The 12,602-nt window shown below is 67.9% G+C and carries 14 protein-coding genes and 1 pseudogene; 9 read left to right on the top strand and 6 right to left on the bottom strand.

Going from position 1 to position 12,602, the window contains the following annotated elements; translation table 11 throughout:
• Positions 1-287: 287 nt before the first annotated feature.
• Positions 288-1,031 carry a DUF695 domain-containing protein gene (locus tag MBR110_RS10120; RefSeq protein WP_014722976.1) on the bottom strand — a complete coding sequence of 248 codons (744 nt, stop codon included), beginning with the start codon at positions 1,029-1,031 and terminating at the stop codon, positions 288-290.
• Between the two features lie 120 nt (positions 1,032-1,151).
• On the opposite strand from MBR110_RS10120, the gene MBR110_RS10115 reads away from it, so the two are divergent.
• Together MBR110_RS10115 and MBR110_RS10110 are read left to right on the top strand one after the other, a co-directional pair.
• Positions 1,152-1,460 (top strand): hypothetical protein, encoded by a 309-nt coding sequence (locus tag MBR110_RS10115; RefSeq protein ID WP_011884709.1) that lies wholly within the window; start codon positions 1,152-1,154, stop codon positions 1,458-1,460.
• A 275-nt stretch (positions 1,461-1,735) separates the two neighbouring features.
• Positions 1,736-2,209, top strand: coding sequence for a VOC family protein (locus MBR110_RS10110; RefSeq protein WP_181709055.1), 474 nt, complete (start codon positions 1,736-1,738; stop codon positions 2,207-2,209).
• A gap of 107 nt (positions 2,210-2,316) precedes the next feature.
• Here the strand turns inward: MBR110_RS10110 and MBR110_RS10105 are convergent, their stop codons facing one another.
• A complete protein-coding gene (locus MBR110_RS10105) occupies positions 2,317-3,288 on the bottom strand; it encodes a GGDEF domain-containing protein (RefSeq protein WP_011884713.1) in 972 nt (323 codons plus the stop codon).
• A 228-nt stretch (positions 3,289-3,516) separates the two neighbouring features.
• Between MBR110_RS10105 and MBR110_RS10100 the strand changes: the two genes are divergently transcribed.
• Complete coding sequence (locus tag MBR110_RS10100) at positions 3,517-3,738, top strand: hypothetical protein (protein WP_059694678.1); 222 nt, start codon at positions 3,517-3,519, stop codon at positions 3,736-3,738.
• Between the two features lie 160 nt (positions 3,739-3,898).
• Here the strand turns inward: MBR110_RS10100 and MBR110_RS10095 are convergent, their stop codons facing one another.
• Positions 3,899-4,522, bottom strand: a complete 624-nt coding sequence (locus MBR110_RS10095; protein WP_011884717.1) for a phospholipase D family nuclease — start codon at positions 4,520-4,522, stop codon at positions 3,899-3,901.
• A gap of 237 nt (positions 4,523-4,759) precedes the next feature.
• Here MBR110_RS10095 and MBR110_RS10090 point away from each other — a divergent pair, with 237 nt between their 5' ends.
• From MBR110_RS10090 to MBR110_RS10070, 5 genes and pseudogenes are all read left to right on the top strand, one after another.
• A complete protein-coding gene (locus MBR110_RS10090) occupies positions 4,760-5,812 on the top strand; it encodes an NADP(H)-dependent aldo-keto reductase (RefSeq protein ID WP_059734168.1) in 1,053 nt (350 codons plus the stop codon).
• 160 nt (positions 5,813-5,972) lie between these two features.
• Positions 5,973-6,162, top strand: a pseudogene (locus MBR110_RS10085) (LysR family transcriptional regulator); the annotation flags it as partial.
• Between the two features lie 153 nt (positions 6,163-6,315).
• Complete coding sequence (mnmH, locus tag MBR110_RS10080; RefSeq protein ID WP_059562734.1) at positions 6,316-7,455, top strand: tRNA 2-selenouridine(34) synthase MnmH; 1,140 nt, start codon at positions 6,316-6,318, stop codon at positions 7,453-7,455.
• Positions 7,452-8,510 carry a permease gene (locus MBR110_RS10075; protein WP_011884723.1) on the top strand — a complete coding sequence of 353 codons (1,059 nt, stop codon included), beginning with the start codon at positions 7,452-7,454 and terminating at the stop codon, positions 8,508-8,510. The genes mnmH and MBR110_RS10075 overlap by 4 nt, the downstream gene beginning before the upstream one ends.
• A gap of 212 nt (positions 8,511-8,722) precedes the next feature.
• The gene (locus tag MBR110_RS10070; protein ID WP_011884724.1) at positions 8,723-9,145 is read left to right on the top strand and encodes a hypothetical protein; all 423 of its coding nucleotides are present in this window, start codon (positions 8,723-8,725) and stop codon (positions 9,143-9,145) included.
• 48 nt (positions 9,146-9,193) lie between these two features.
• Here MBR110_RS10070 and MBR110_RS10065 read toward each other — a convergent pair whose 3' ends face one another.
• On the bottom strand, positions 9,194-10,027 hold the full coding sequence (locus MBR110_RS10065) for an ABC transporter permease (protein ID WP_046427088.1): 834 nt from the start codon (positions 10,025-10,027) through the stop codon (positions 9,194-9,196).
• Positions 10,028-10,033: 6 nt separating this feature from the next.
• Positions 10,034-10,948 carry a nodulation factor ABC transporter ATP-binding protein NodI gene (gene nodI / locus MBR110_RS10060; RefSeq protein ID WP_046427138.1) on the bottom strand — a complete coding sequence of 305 codons (915 nt, stop codon included), beginning with the start codon at positions 10,946-10,948 and terminating at the stop codon, positions 10,034-10,036.
• A gap of 325 nt (positions 10,949-11,273) precedes the next feature.
• On the opposite strand from nodI, the gene MBR110_RS10055 reads away from it, so the two are divergent.
• The gene (locus tag MBR110_RS10055) at positions 11,274-11,771 is read left to right on the top strand and encodes a universal stress protein (protein ID WP_059734170.1); all 498 of its coding nucleotides are present in this window, start codon (positions 11,274-11,276) and stop codon (positions 11,769-11,771) included.
• 111 nt (positions 11,772-11,882) lie between these two features.
• On the opposite strand, the gene MBR110_RS10050 is transcribed toward MBR110_RS10055, so the two are convergent.
• Positions 11,883-12,590, bottom strand: coding sequence for a DUF2939 domain-containing protein (locus MBR110_RS10050; protein ID WP_045579133.1), 708 nt, complete (start codon positions 12,588-12,590; stop codon positions 11,883-11,885).
• Positions 12,591-12,602: the final 12 nt, after the last annotated feature.

Here is a 12,602-nt window from a genome sequence, read left to right as displayed (position 1 = left end):
TCACACAAGATTCACGCGGTGCAGCGCGCATCCGGACGCGCCGGCACATCGCGGACGCGGCGCGTGCCGCGCGGAGGGAAACAACGGAATTCGCCGACGAAGGGTGCAAGCGTCGTTGTCGACGAGCGCGATCGACACTGGCGCTTGCCGGTTGCAAGGGTGAGTTGTCGCACAGACGGTTGCGCGCGCCACGATCACAATCCGACGGGTTGACCGTTCTCCCCGGCCCGGTCAACGTTTCCCCGCTCGCTCGTGCAGGAGCGGGGACTTTTTGCAGGCCGGCCCGCTCAACCCGCCTGTTCGACGCTCGTTTCCCAACCGTCGTAGTTGCCGCCGAGCGCGCGCACCTCGCGGTTGATCTCGAGCGTATGGCGCGTGATGTCGGCCAGCGCCATCGTCCCTTCGTGCGCGAAGCGCACGGCCGATTTGCCGTCCTCGGTCGGCGCGACCGATTCGACCAGATAGCCCTTCGATTCGGCCCAGTCGGCGAACTGGTGCGCGTCGCTCGGATCGGGGAAGTAGGCCCAGTGCGCCACGCGCCGGCTCACGTCGCCGACGTCGCCTTTTTGCAGCAGGGCGTCGAGCCCGCGCATGTCGCGCATCAATTGCCAGTCGTCGTCGGTCGGGTAGAGCGTGCGCCAGTAGGTCTCCTTGTCCGGATCCTCGTGGTATGCGTATTGAAGTGCGTAGGCCGTCTGGTCGGCCAGCGCGTCGACGATCCCGGCCGCGGTGTCTTCGTCGAACGACACGTAAAACAGGAAATCCTGGTTGTTGTCGACGGTGATGCGGCCGACCTGCACGCCGTTGCGCCCAGTCACCGCGGCGTCCAGCAGCGTCTCGACGCGCGTGAGTTCGGCGAATTCGTCGCTGCCGGGCAGGCCGTCGGGCGTCGGATGCGCGAGCGCGACGCGCACGCTGAGCAGCGACGTGCGCGGGTCGGTCTCGGCGATTTCCGCGAACGCGTGATTGAAGCTGATGAAAGCCTGATGGTCGCCCATTCTGGCCGGGAAGGTTCCCCAGGCGTCGGTCATGTGTTTCTCCGGTGCACGATGGTCTGTTGACGGTTGCAAAGCGTCTCAATGTATCATCGAAAATCGCGTCGGCCGAAGCCGCGCGCGCGGCCGGTCGCAACCGTTTCGAAGGAGAGGTCGATGTCGATGTTCGCGGTGAATGGTGTCCGAATCGATGTGCGCAGCGCGCGGGTGACACACGTGCGCTGGGCGGCCGTCAACCCAACGGACCGCTCGTGGGCCGCAGCGCCCAGCGAGGCGACGGTCGCGGAGGTCGCCCGCGCGCTCGCCGCCGGCGCCGACGTGTTGGCCGTGTTCGACGAAGCGGACGCAACGGCCGTCGGGCCGAGGTTGAAACGCGTGCTGTACCGCGACGCATCCGAAGGGATCGAGCTCGACATCGACGCGACGAACGAGTCGCGCACGCTGCGCGACCTTCCGCAAATCTGACGGCAACTGCGGCGCGCGCCCGCGCTGCGCCGTGCCGTGGCGCACGACGACCCATCCCGCCGCGGCGGCAAACGCGATGCCGCCGGTCTCCAGCGCGCCGTTGGCGCCGCACCGCGCTCGCTGCCCGCGTACGTTGGTGCCGGTCCGGCACGACGCAAAAAAATTTCCGAACCGATGTCGATTTCAGTCGAGCCCGTTCGTCGTGTCATCGGCGGCGGATGCATCGCGCGTCCGTCCCGTTTCCGATACGACAACTCACTGAAGGAGCGACACCCATGGCCACGTCCGTCAAACCGATTCCGGAAGGGATGCGCACGCTGACGCCGCACCTGATCTGCGCCGGCGCAACTGCCGCGATCGAGTTCTACACGCGCGCGTTCAACGCCACCGAACGGTTCCGCCTGATGCTGCCCGACGGCCGGCTCGCGCACGCGTGTCTCGCGATCGGCGATTCGGCGCTGATGCTCGTGGATGAAATGCCCGAGCACGGCGCGGTCGGGCCGAAGGCGCTGAAGGGCACGCCGGTCAGTCTGCATCTGTTCGTGCCGAACGTGGATGCGGCCATCGAGCAGGCCGTCGCGGCCGGCGCGACCCTCCGGGTTCCGGCGGCCGACATGTTCTGGGGCGATCGCTACGGTCAGGTCGAGGATCCGTTCGGTCATCGCTGGTCGATCGCGACCCACCAGCGCGATCTGACGCCCGCGCAGATCGCCGAGGCAATGGCCAGCGCGCCGCCTTGCGGCAGCTGACCGCAGCAGGCAGGCCCCGCGGGGCCGACGCAGCGGGCTGAACGCCGCAGCCCCGGCCGCGCGCCGCCGCGGCATCGGCATCGGCATCGGCAGCGGCGTGCCGGCGCTCAGCCGCCGGTGGCCTTGCCGCGCCGCTTGTCCTCGTACATGCGCCGGTCGGCCGAATCGAGCAGGTCGGCCACCGTGCGATGACGGGCGGGATCGTAAGCGACGTGGCCGACGCTGAAGCGGATCGCGTAACCGCGCGCGTCGTCCGCGTTGCGCCGCTCGAGCGCCTGCTTCACGCGTTCGATCGGCTCGCCGACGTCGGCCGGGTCGATCGCGCTCAACAGCACGACGAACTCGTCGCCGCCGAGCCGGGCGATCACGTCGCTGTCGCGCAGCGTGCCGGTGAGCGTCTGCGCGAACGCCTTCAGTGCACGGTCGCCTTCCGCATGGCCGCAGCGATCGTTGATCGCCTTGAAACCGTTCAGGTCGAAGAACAGCAGTGCCGCTTGCCGGCCCGTGCGCTCGCACAGGCCGAGCACCTGACGCGCGAGAATCTCGAAGCCGCGCCGGTTTGTCAGTTGCGTCAGCTCGTCGGTGGTCGCGAGATGGAGCGCCGCGATTTCGCGTTCGGTCATGTGGGCGAGATCGCCGAGCAGCGCGAGCTCGTCGGCGCACAGCTCACGCGGCCGCGTATCGATCAGGCACAGCGTGCCGACCGGCGCGCCGTTCGGCGCGGCAAGCGGACGGCCTGCGTAGAAGCGAATGCCGGGCTGGCCGGTGACGAGCGGGTTGTCGTGGAAACGATCGTCGTTGAGCGCGTCCTTGACGACCATCGTGTCGTCCGCGAGCAGCGCATGCGCGCAGAACGACACGTCGCGCGAAGTCTGCGTGGCGTCGAGCCCCGGATGACTCTTGAACCACTGGCGGTCCTCATCGACGAGGCTCACGACAGCGATCGGCACGTCGAACAGCCGGCGCGCGAGGCGCGTGATGCGGTCGAAGCGTTCTTCGGGCGGCGTGTCGAGAATCGACAATGAATGGAGTGTGGCGAGCCGGGCCGTCTCGTCGGCCGGTTTGGAAGCAATCTGCATGGGTCTTTGTCTCGGGTGCCGGCATGGGCAGCCGGTCATCGAACGAATGTCGCCTCGCGCGGACACGACGTAGCAGGCGGGCGGCGGTTGCTGCCGAAGGCGCGCCGACGAGCGACTGTGAATCAGTATCGCGCATTCTCCATCGCGCCGCCAGAACGGGCTGGGCGCTCAAGCCGCCCGCTGCGAGGCCGTAAACAGGGGCGAGATCAATCGTTCCGCTATCGCCCCATGGTCCGTTTCCTGTATGTAGGGTATCTCGCGTTTGCGCTGTATCTGCTCTATCCGATGGTCCAGAACACGCTGGCCTTCAGTGCGGGCTGTATCGTCGGCGCGCTGCCGGGCGGTGCGCGCGACGTGCCCAAGCCTTCCGCGAGCGACGCGCACGCGCATCCCGGGCGATGTGTCGCGACGGCGCAGAGCGGTGGACACTCTTCTGCCGAGATCCACTGACGTCGCTCGTTCGTACCGGCTGCGCTAGCGTCGTGCGTGCGGGGCTGGCCATTCGGCCAGGTTGATGCGCGCGCCGTCCACGCGGATCATGGACGACGTCGCGGTGCTTGCCGACTGCGGCGTGCGTGAACGGCCACGGCGATCGCGCCGGTGCGGCGCGTCAATACGATGAGCGATACGGCGTGCCCTGGTCGAAGCGGCTCTGCCAATGCGCGAGGTAGCGCGACGCGAGCTGCGGGTTGTTCCACACCACGACGACGTTCTCCGAATTACGGCTGGCGGCCGACGCGCTGTAATTGAACGAGCCCGTCTCGACATGCTCGGCGTCGATCACGAGGTACTTGTCGTGGTGGATCGCGTACACATCGATCGTGCGTGTCGGGATGCCCGCGTTGACGAGCAGGTTCAATGCCTGCTGGCTGCTTTTCGCGCGGTTGCCCTTGTCGTCCACGACCACCGCGACGTTGACGCCGCGCCGCTTCGCGGCGAGCAGCGCGCGCGTGATCGGCGGCGACGTGAACGAATAGGCGGCCACGCGGATGGAAGTGCGTGCTGCGCCGATCGCCTTCAGCACCAGCGCCTCGGCGCCGCCATCGGGCGAGAACGCCGATTCGACGACCTGCGTGGCGGGCGCTGCATGGGTGGGGGCGGGCAGCAGCTGCGTGACGAAATCGATCGCCTGCTGAAGCAGCGATTCGTTGTGCGTCTTGCCGAACGCGGCGAACGGAGTGGCGAGCAGGGAAGCGGCGAGACAGGCGGCGGCGAGGCGTTGGCGCGACAACATCGTGGACAGCGAATGATTTTGAGACAGCGGGCCGTGAGTGTAACGCAGACAGGGCGGCGCGGCCACGCCCGGATGTGGATGCAACGGACGACGTGGCGGGTGCGGGTACCGGGATCGCCTGCGGCAACGTGCGGCGCCCGGGGCAGCAGGCGGTCCGTAAGCGTACGCACGGCCCATCTGAACGGCGCGCGCCGATGTGATAGCGTTCCTGCTTTCCACTGACGCGACGGGAGCACCATGGAATACCGCACACTCGGCGATTCCGGCATCGAGGTCAGCCTGATCGGCCTGGGCACGATGACTTGGGGCGAGCAGAATTCGGAGCGCGACGCGCACGAGCAGATCGATTACGCGCTCGCGCAGGGCGTGACGCTGATCGATACCGCGGAGATGTACCCGGTGCCGCCGAAGGCCGACACGCAGGGCCGCACCGAGCAGTACATCGGCACCTGGCTCGCGCAACATCGTGCGCAGCGCGCACGCATCGTGCTCGCGACGAAAATCGCCGGCCCGGCGCGACAGCCGCACAACCCGCGTCACATTCGCGGCGAAGGCAATCAGTTCGACCGCAAGAATCTGACCGAGGCGCTCGATGGCAGCCTGAAGCGTCTGCAGACCGACTATGTCGACCTGTACCAGCTGCACTGGCCCGATCGCAGCACGACGACGTTCGGCCGTAGCGCGTATCCGTGGATCGACGATGCCTACACGGTGCCGATCGAGGAAACGCTCGGCGTGCTCGCGGGGTTCGTGAAGGCCGGCAAGGTCCGCGCGATCGGCGTATCGAACGAAACGCCGTGGGGCGTCGCGCAGTTCCTGCGCGCGGCCGAGCGGCTCGGGTTGCCGCGCATCGCGAGCATCCAGAATCCGTACAGCCTGCTGAACCGCACGTTCGAGAATGGCCTGTCGGAGTTCGCCCATCGTGACGGCGTCGGTCTGCTCGCGTATTCGCCGCTCGCGTTCGGCTGGCTGTCGGGCAAATACGAGAACGGCGCGCGGCCGGCCGGTGCGCGCATCACGCTGTTCGAGCGCTTTCAGCGTTACAGCAAGCCGCACACCGTTGCCGCGACCTCGCGCTACGTCGCACTCGCGCAGCGCCACCGGTTGTCGCCCGCGCAGCTCGCGCTCGCGTTCGTCAACAGCCGACCGTTCGTGCGCAGCAACCTGATCGGCGCGACGTCGCTCGAGCAGCTGAAGGAGAACATCGGCAGCATCGACGTGAAGCTGTCCGACGAGATCCTCGCCGAAATCGACGCGCTGCACGAATTGCAGCCGAACCCGGCGCCGTAAGCGGCCTCGATCAACGCGCGGCATCGCTATCGATGCTGCGAGGTCGCTTCATGGCGCAGCGTGGTCAGCGCATCCCGAGCCGGATGCGCGCGCTCGGCTGTGCGGCAAGACCGAACGGCGCCAGCCCATCAGGTACAGTCCAGGCGCGAGCTGGTTGCCGGGCGGCGAGCGGCTGCTGCACTTCGCACGGCTGCCTGTTGGAGGTCGAGCACGCGATGAAGGAAATCGGCGCGCTGGAAGTGCTGTATGGCAGCGTGTTGAAGACTGTGTGCCCGGAGGGATTCTCGAGCGAGTTCCTGCCCGGCGCGCTCGCCGCCTTCAAGGCGCGCCGCGCCGGTTTCTCGTTGTGGCGCCCGTGCGCGCTTTTCGCGATCACCTGCTCGACGCGATGAGCGCCACGCCGACCGCGCGCCGCCGGCGACGCCCGGCCGTGAGATAATTGCGAATCCGCCTTCCGTGCCCGTGCGGCTCGCCGAGCCGCATCGCCCCTGTTCGACGCCAAATTGAAGAACCTGATTGTCACCCTCGATCGCGCCGGCGAGTTCGACGAGATCATCGACGTGCGCACGCCGCTCGAGTTCGCCGAGGACCACATCCCCGGCGCGCTGAACGCGCCCGTACTCAGTAACGAGGAGCGCGTGATCGTCGGCACGATGTACCGTCAGGTGTCGCCGTACGAAGCGACGCGGGTCGGCGCGGCGATGGTCGCGCGCAACATCGCGCGGCATCTCGATACCACCTTCGCCGACCGTCCGCGCAACTGGCGGCCGCTGATCTATTGCTGGCGCGGCGGCAAGCGCTCGGGTTCGATGACGGCCTGGTTCAACCTGATCGGCTGGCAGGCGCGCCAGCTCGACGGCGGCTACAAGGCATACCGGCGCTCGGTGTGCGCGACGCTCGATACGCTGCCCGCGCAGTTTCGCTATATCACGCTCGTCGGTCATACGGGTTGCGGCAAGACGCGGCTGCTGAACGCGCTGCGCGCAGAAGGGGCGCAGACGCTCGATCTCGAGGCGCTCGCCCGTCATCGCGGCTCGCTGCTCGGCGCGCTGCCGGGCGTGCCGCAGCCGACGCAGAAGGCGTTCGACTCGGGGCTGGTCGGGACGCTCGAACGTTTCGACCCCGCGTGGCCGGTGTTCGTCGAGTCCGAAAGCCGCAAGATCGGGCTGGTGCAACTGCCGCTCGCCTTGCTCGATGCGTTCCGTGCGGGGCCGTGGGTGCAGGTCGAGGCCGCGCACGACGAGCGCATCGCGTTCCTGCTCGACGACTATGCGCATCTGTTCGACGACCGCGACGCGTTCAAGGCGCAACTCGCGCGGCTGATCGGGCTGCACAGCCGCGAAGAAGTCGCGCACTGGAGCGCGCTGATCGACGCCGATGCGCGCGCCGACCTGTTCCGCGCGCTGATCGACCGGCATTACGATCCTGCCTATGCGCGCACCTATCGTTCGTCGTACGACAGACCGAACCGCGTGCTGACTTTCACGTTCCGGCCGAACGCAGCCGACGCGCGCGATCAGGCGCGCGCGCTGCTCGATGCGCTCGCGCAGGCCGGCCTGCCGGCATCGCCCGCGGGCGATGCGGCGGCGCGTGCCGACACCAATACCAATACCCACAACAACGCAACGACTCCCACACGATGACGACCACACGCTCCCAACCCAGTCCGGCGCTCGGCTGGATGACCTTCCTGCTGATCGCAGTCGCGGGCCTGTTCTACGTGAAATGGTTCCCGTACTACAACAAGGCGTTCGTCGCCGCCGAGCATCACTCGATCGGCAACTCGATCCTGATGGGCACGTCGGCGAGCGCGCCCGAACCGTCGCTGAAGGCGGCGCTCGACTACGCATGGGCGTACGGCAAGGCGATCTGGCAGGCGATGGTGCTGGGCCTGCTGCTCGGTTCGGCCGTGCAGGCGCTGTTGCCCGCGCACTGGGTCGCGCGCGTGCTCGGTCGCAGCGGCTTCGGCAGCGTCGCCGCGGGCGGCCTGCTGTCGCTGCCGGGCATGATGTGCACCTGCTGCGCGGCGCCGGTCGTCGCGGGCCTGCGCGCGCGGCATGCATCGCCGGGCGGTGCGGTCGCGTTCTGGCTCGGCAACACGGTGCTCAATCCGGCCGCGCTGGTGTTCATGGGCTTCGTGCTCGGCTGGCAATGGAGCGCGCTGCGTCTCGTGCTCGGCGTCGCGATGGTGTTCGGGATCGGCTATCTGCTGAACCGCATCGCGCGCCCCGAGGATCGCAGCATCGACGACGCGCAGCTCGCCGCGCTGGCGGCCGAGCAGGCCGCCGCGGGCAATCCGTTCGTCCGCTGGGTGAAGCTGCTCGCGCGCATGGCCGTGCGGCTCGTGCCCGAATACATCGTGCTCGTGCTGCTGCTCGGCGCGGCGCGCGCGTGGCTGTTCCCGCACATCGGTCCGGACATCGGCAACCATCTCGGCTGGATCGTCGCGTTCGCGGTCGCCGGTACGCTGTTCGTGATCCCGACCGCCGGCGAGGTGCCGATCATCCAGGCGATGCTGTCGCTCGGCATGGGCGTCGGCCCGGCCGCCGCGCTGCTGATGACGCTGCCGCCGATCAGCGTGCCGTCGCTCGCGATGCTCGCGCGCTCTTTCAAGCCGTACATGCTGGCGATCGTCTCGGTGCTCGTCGTCGTGTTCGGGGTCGTGAGCGGGCTGCTCGCGATCGCGTTCGGGTTCTGACCGGCGGCCGGCGCCGTATTGGCGGATGCTCGCTGCTGCCGCCGCTGTCACCGCAGTAGCCGCGCGCGACAGCCGCCCATGCGGACCAGCGAGCCGGCCGTGTGCGCGTGCCCGGTGACCGGCCGGCCGGCGCGCCGCCCGCGCCTCGTATTCACCCGGCGCCGCCGCTACACGCGTGCGGTGCCCTTTACAAGAAGCAAACAGGAAAACGCATGACCCAACCGAAGATTCATCCTCGACTCGAAAAGGCGCTGACGCGCGGCGATCTCGCGATCCGCCAGGCCAATTCCGCACGCGCCACGGCCGTGCTGAACGCGCTCGGCACGATGATCATCGAAGCGTCCGCCACGATCGGCGTCGAAGCGAGCATCGAGATTCCGCACGGCGATCGCATCTACGACCCGGTCAACGGGCTGTGGCCGCAAAAGATGCTGGTGTCGTTCGACGGTCCGGTAGCCGAGGCCGACGCGGAGGAATTGCGCGCGGTCTATCTGATCGCCGACGATCCCGGCACGCAGTTCCGCGTCGAGTGGCATCGCGCGGACGGCAAGCTCGGTCGTCAGGAAGGCGGCCCGCTGGCGACCGTCGCGTTCCTGACCGACGTCGAAATTCCGTGGAGCGACGACGACGAGTGACGTCGTCGTCGGCTCGGCACACCGGCCGGCGCGGTATGCGCGTGCGCGTCAGCGCATCATCCGCCGCCGGAACAGCCACGCCGACACCACGAAGCCGCTGAGCGCATAGGCGGCGAGCACCGCGACGTGCAGCCCGACGTCGGTTGCCGGCCGGCCGAGCATCGCGGGCCGGATCAGTTCGACCGCGTTCGCGAGCGGCAGCAGATGCGCGGCGTGCTGCGCGAGCGGCGGCAACTGCGTGATCGGGAAGAACACGCCGGACAGCAGCAGCATCGGCGTCAGCACGAGCGTCTGGTAGAACATGAAGAAGTCGTAGGACGGCGCGAGCGCGGTGACGATCATCGCGGTGCTCGCGAACGCGAGGCCGGCGAGCGCGATCACCGGCAGCGCCGCGAGCATCGACGGAAACCGCGCATAGCCGAGCAGGCCGGCGACCAGCATGATCGCGGCGCCCGACAACAGCGCCTTGCTCGCGCCCCAGACGATCTCCCCGAGCACGATGTCGCCGAGCGCGAGCGGCGTGTGCATGATCGCTTCCCACGTGCGCTGCACGTGCATGCGCGAGAAGCCCGAATACATCGACTCGAAGCTCGCGGACATCATCACGCTCGAACCGACCGTGCCGGCCGCGAGGAACGCGATATACGACACGCCGTCGACGTGCCCGAGCATCAGCCCCAGCCCGAATCCCAGCCCGAACAGGTAGATCATCGGATCGGCGAGATTGCCGAACAGCGACGCGAGCGCGAGCTTTCGCCACACCAGATAATTGCGCCGCCACACCGCGATCCAGTTGGTCGCATTCGCGGGCAGCGCGATCGCGAAGCGCGTTTCGCGCGGCGGGGCGGACGATGCGGAGGCGGAATAGTTGCGAACGTCCATGGTCGGTCAGTCCTGCATTTCGCGGCCCGTGAGCCGCAGGAACACGTCTTCCAGATTGGCCGGACGGTGCAGATAGCGCAATCCCGCACGGCCTTTGAGTCGCGCGGCGAGCGGTTCGGGGTCGCTCACGTAGCAGAACAGCGTTTCGCCGCTGATCTCGGTGCGCTCGGCGAACGACGCCACCTCGTCGCGCAGCGCGACCGGATCCGGCCCGTAGATCTCGATCACGTCGCACCCGATCTCCGACTCGATCAGCGTGTGCGGCGCGCCTTCGGCGATCTTGCGGCCTTCCTCGATCACGCACAGCCGATCGCACAGGCGCTCGGCTTCTTCCATGAAGTGCGTCGTGATCAGGATCGTCTTGCCGCGCGCGAGCAGCGAGCGCAAGCGCTCCCACATCAGGTGCCGCGCCTGCGGATCGAGGCCGGTCGTCGGCTCGTCGAGCACCAGCACGTCGGGATCGTTCACGAGCGCCCGCGCGAGCGTCAGGCGCCGCTTCATGCCGCCCGACAACTCGCCGACGCGCGCGTCCGCCTTGTTCTCCAGCTTCGCGAATTCGAGCAGCGGCGGCACGAGTGCGCGCGCGGCCGGCGCGGAGATCCCGAAATAGCGGCTGAACACGAGCAGGTTCTCGCGGACCGTGAAGTCCGGATCGAGATTGTCGAATTGCGGCACGACGCCGACGCGCCGGCGCGCATGGCGGGCGCGCGACGGGACCGGCTCGCCGCAGAGCGAAATGGCGCCCGCGTCCGGATAGACGAGGCCGAGCAGCATTTTCAGTGTGGTGGTCTTGCCGGCGCCGTTCGGGCCGAGCAGCCCGTAGCATTCGCCGGCCTCGACGTGGAAGGACAGGTCGTTGACGACGAGTCGGTCGCCATAGCGTTTTTCGACGTTCCGGAAATCGATCGGTGCAACGGACATGGGCAGGGTGTCGTTGTGAACGGGCGCCGCCGCGCCGGCCGGCTCGGCGGATGCCACGCGCCGCATGCGAACGGCTCGGACTGTCGCCGGTCACACGGACATGGCTCGCGTGCCCGCGCTGACGGCATGGACGACCCATTCTAGTGCATCGACCGCGCCGCTTCAGCGCGGGCCTGCGGTTTGCGTCGAAGGCGCACACGAATCGTGCGCTGCATCATTGCCGACGCGCGTGGTGCGGCGAATCAGCGTTTTCCATCCCTTGCGCGTTGGATTGCGGCGCACCATGATGATTGCATAGCGCACGTAGTCGCGACCGGGAGGTTTCATGGCTAGCTACAACAAGATTCTGCTTTGCTACGACGGCACGCTCGAGGGACGCAAGGCACTGCGGTGCGGCGCGAATCTCGCGCTCGACCTGAAGGCGGAAACGCATTTGCTGTCGGTCGTCGACATGCGCTCGAGCATCGCGCAGAGCGCGGGACTGCTGACCGATGTCGCGTGCGGCCGCTTCGAAGAAACCGCGCGCGAGATCCTGCAGGAAGGGGTGAACTGGCTGCGCGAGCGCGGCGTGCAGGCCGAAGGTCATTTTGCGTTCGGCTACCCGATCGACGAAATCGCGAACCTCGCAACCGAGATCGGCGCCGACCTCGTCGTCGTCGGCCATCGCTGTCGTAGCGGATTGTCTAGATGGTGGATGGGGGCCGGCAACACGCTACTGCTCGATCGCGTGAACTGCAGCATCCTCGTCGCATGTTCGTCGGCCCAGGAGCAGAAGGCCGAAATCGCACGCGAGCGCGAGGCGGCTATCGCGAGCGGTAAATAGTGGGCTAATGGCACGAGGATGCACGCGTTTGCCGCATGACCAGCTCGCTGGCTTCGCGATGAGCGCGTGCCGTGTGCCGCATCCGCGGCACCGCCTACCGGCAACGCGCGCTCAGCCGTGCAGGTCGATTGCCGCGAGCTTCCACGTAAACAGGCCGAAGCGGTGGAAAATCGCCGCGTAGCGTGTGCCGTCGGCGCTGCGCTGGTACGTCACGACGAACTCGTCGATATTGCGGTAGCCCGCGCTCGTTTGCTGTGTCCGACCGGGATCGCTCGCGCCGGCTGGGGCGGGAGCTGGCACCGGGACCGAGGTGGCGCCGCTGGCGGCTGCCGGCACGCTCGCTGGACTGCCGGCGCTCGACGGTGGCACAGCCGGCGCGCTGGCTGGCGCGGTGCCTGACGGCGACCTCGACGGCGAGCCGGCCCATTCGGGAGGCCGTTCGCCGGGACTACCGCGCGGCGGGATGCCGCTCATCAACGCTGCAACACCTTCCGGCGTCGCGTACGCGTCGACCAGCGGGCCGATCAACGCAGACCCGATCAACGCGCCCAGCACCGCGAACGGATTGTTCTTCTTCACCGCGTCGATCCGGCGCATCAATTCTTCCGTGACCTGCTGCTTCAGACTGATGCGCAGCGACGGAAAATCGACGTACTCGCTGACCGCCTGCGCATCGCGCGCATCGATTGCCGATTTGAGCCGGCCGAGTGCCACGTATGGCGACGCATATGCGTAACCGATCGCCGCCAGTACGGCGACGATCAGCACGGCGATCAGTAGCGGCTTGAGCCGCCGGACGCGGCCCGCAGATCCAGTCACGATGCCTCCGGT

The organism is Burkholderia sp. MBR-1 (genome assembly GCF_013822785.1).
Taxonomy (GTDB): Bacteria; Pseudomonadota; Gammaproteobacteria; order Burkholderiales; family Burkholderiaceae; genus Burkholderia; species Burkholderia vietnamiensis.
Note: the sequence above shows the minus strand (reverse complement) of the source record. Positions and strands in the feature narration are given on the sequence as shown.

What these genes read in the sequence shown, in the direction of transcription:
- nodI (WP_046427138.1), bottom strand. Translation starts at nt 10,948, where the DNA reads ATGTCCGTTGCACCGATCGATTTCCGGAACGTCGAAAAACGCTATGGC.
- MBR110_RS10120 (WP_014722976.1), bottom strand. Translation starts at nt 1,031, where the DNA reads ATGACCGACGCCTGGGGAACCTTCCCGGCCAGAATGGGCGACCATCAG.
- MBR110_RS10090 (WP_059734168.1), top strand. Translation starts at nt 4,760, where the DNA reads ATGGAATACCGCACACTCGGCGATTCCGGCATCGAGGTCAGCCTGATC.
- MBR110_RS10075 (WP_011884723.1), top strand. Translation starts at nt 7,452, where the DNA reads ATGACGACCACACGCTCCCAACCCAGTCCGGCGCTCGGCTGGATGACC.
- MBR110_RS10065 (WP_046427088.1), bottom strand. Translation starts at nt 10,027, where the DNA reads ATGGACGTTCGCAACTATTCCGCCTCCGCATCGTCCGCCCCGCCGCGC.
- MBR110_RS10110 (WP_181709055.1), top strand. Translation starts at nt 1,736, where the DNA reads ATGGCCACGTCCGTCAAACCGATTCCGGAAGGGATGCGCACGCTGACG.
- MBR110_RS10095 (WP_011884717.1), bottom strand. Translation starts at nt 4,522, where the DNA reads ATGTTGTCGCGCCAACGCCTCGCCGCCGCCTGTCTCGCCGCTTCCCTG.
- MBR110_RS10100 (WP_059694678.1), top strand. Translation starts at nt 3,517, where the DNA reads ATGGTCCGTTTCCTGTATGTAGGGTATCTCGCGTTTGCGCTGTATCTG.
- MBR110_RS10055 (WP_059734170.1), top strand. Translation starts at nt 11,274, where the DNA reads ATGGCTAGCTACAACAAGATTCTGCTTTGCTACGACGGCACGCTCGAG.
- MBR110_RS10115 (WP_011884709.1), top strand. Translation starts at nt 1,152, where the DNA reads ATGTCGATGTTCGCGGTGAATGGTGTCCGAATCGATGTGCGCAGCGCG.
- MBR110_RS10070 (WP_011884724.1), top strand. Translation starts at nt 8,723, where the DNA reads ATGACCCAACCGAAGATTCATCCTCGACTCGAAAAGGCGCTGACGCGC.
- MBR110_RS10105 (WP_011884713.1), bottom strand. Translation starts at nt 3,288, where the DNA reads ATGCAGATTGCTTCCAAACCGGCCGACGAGACGGCCCGGCTCGCCACA.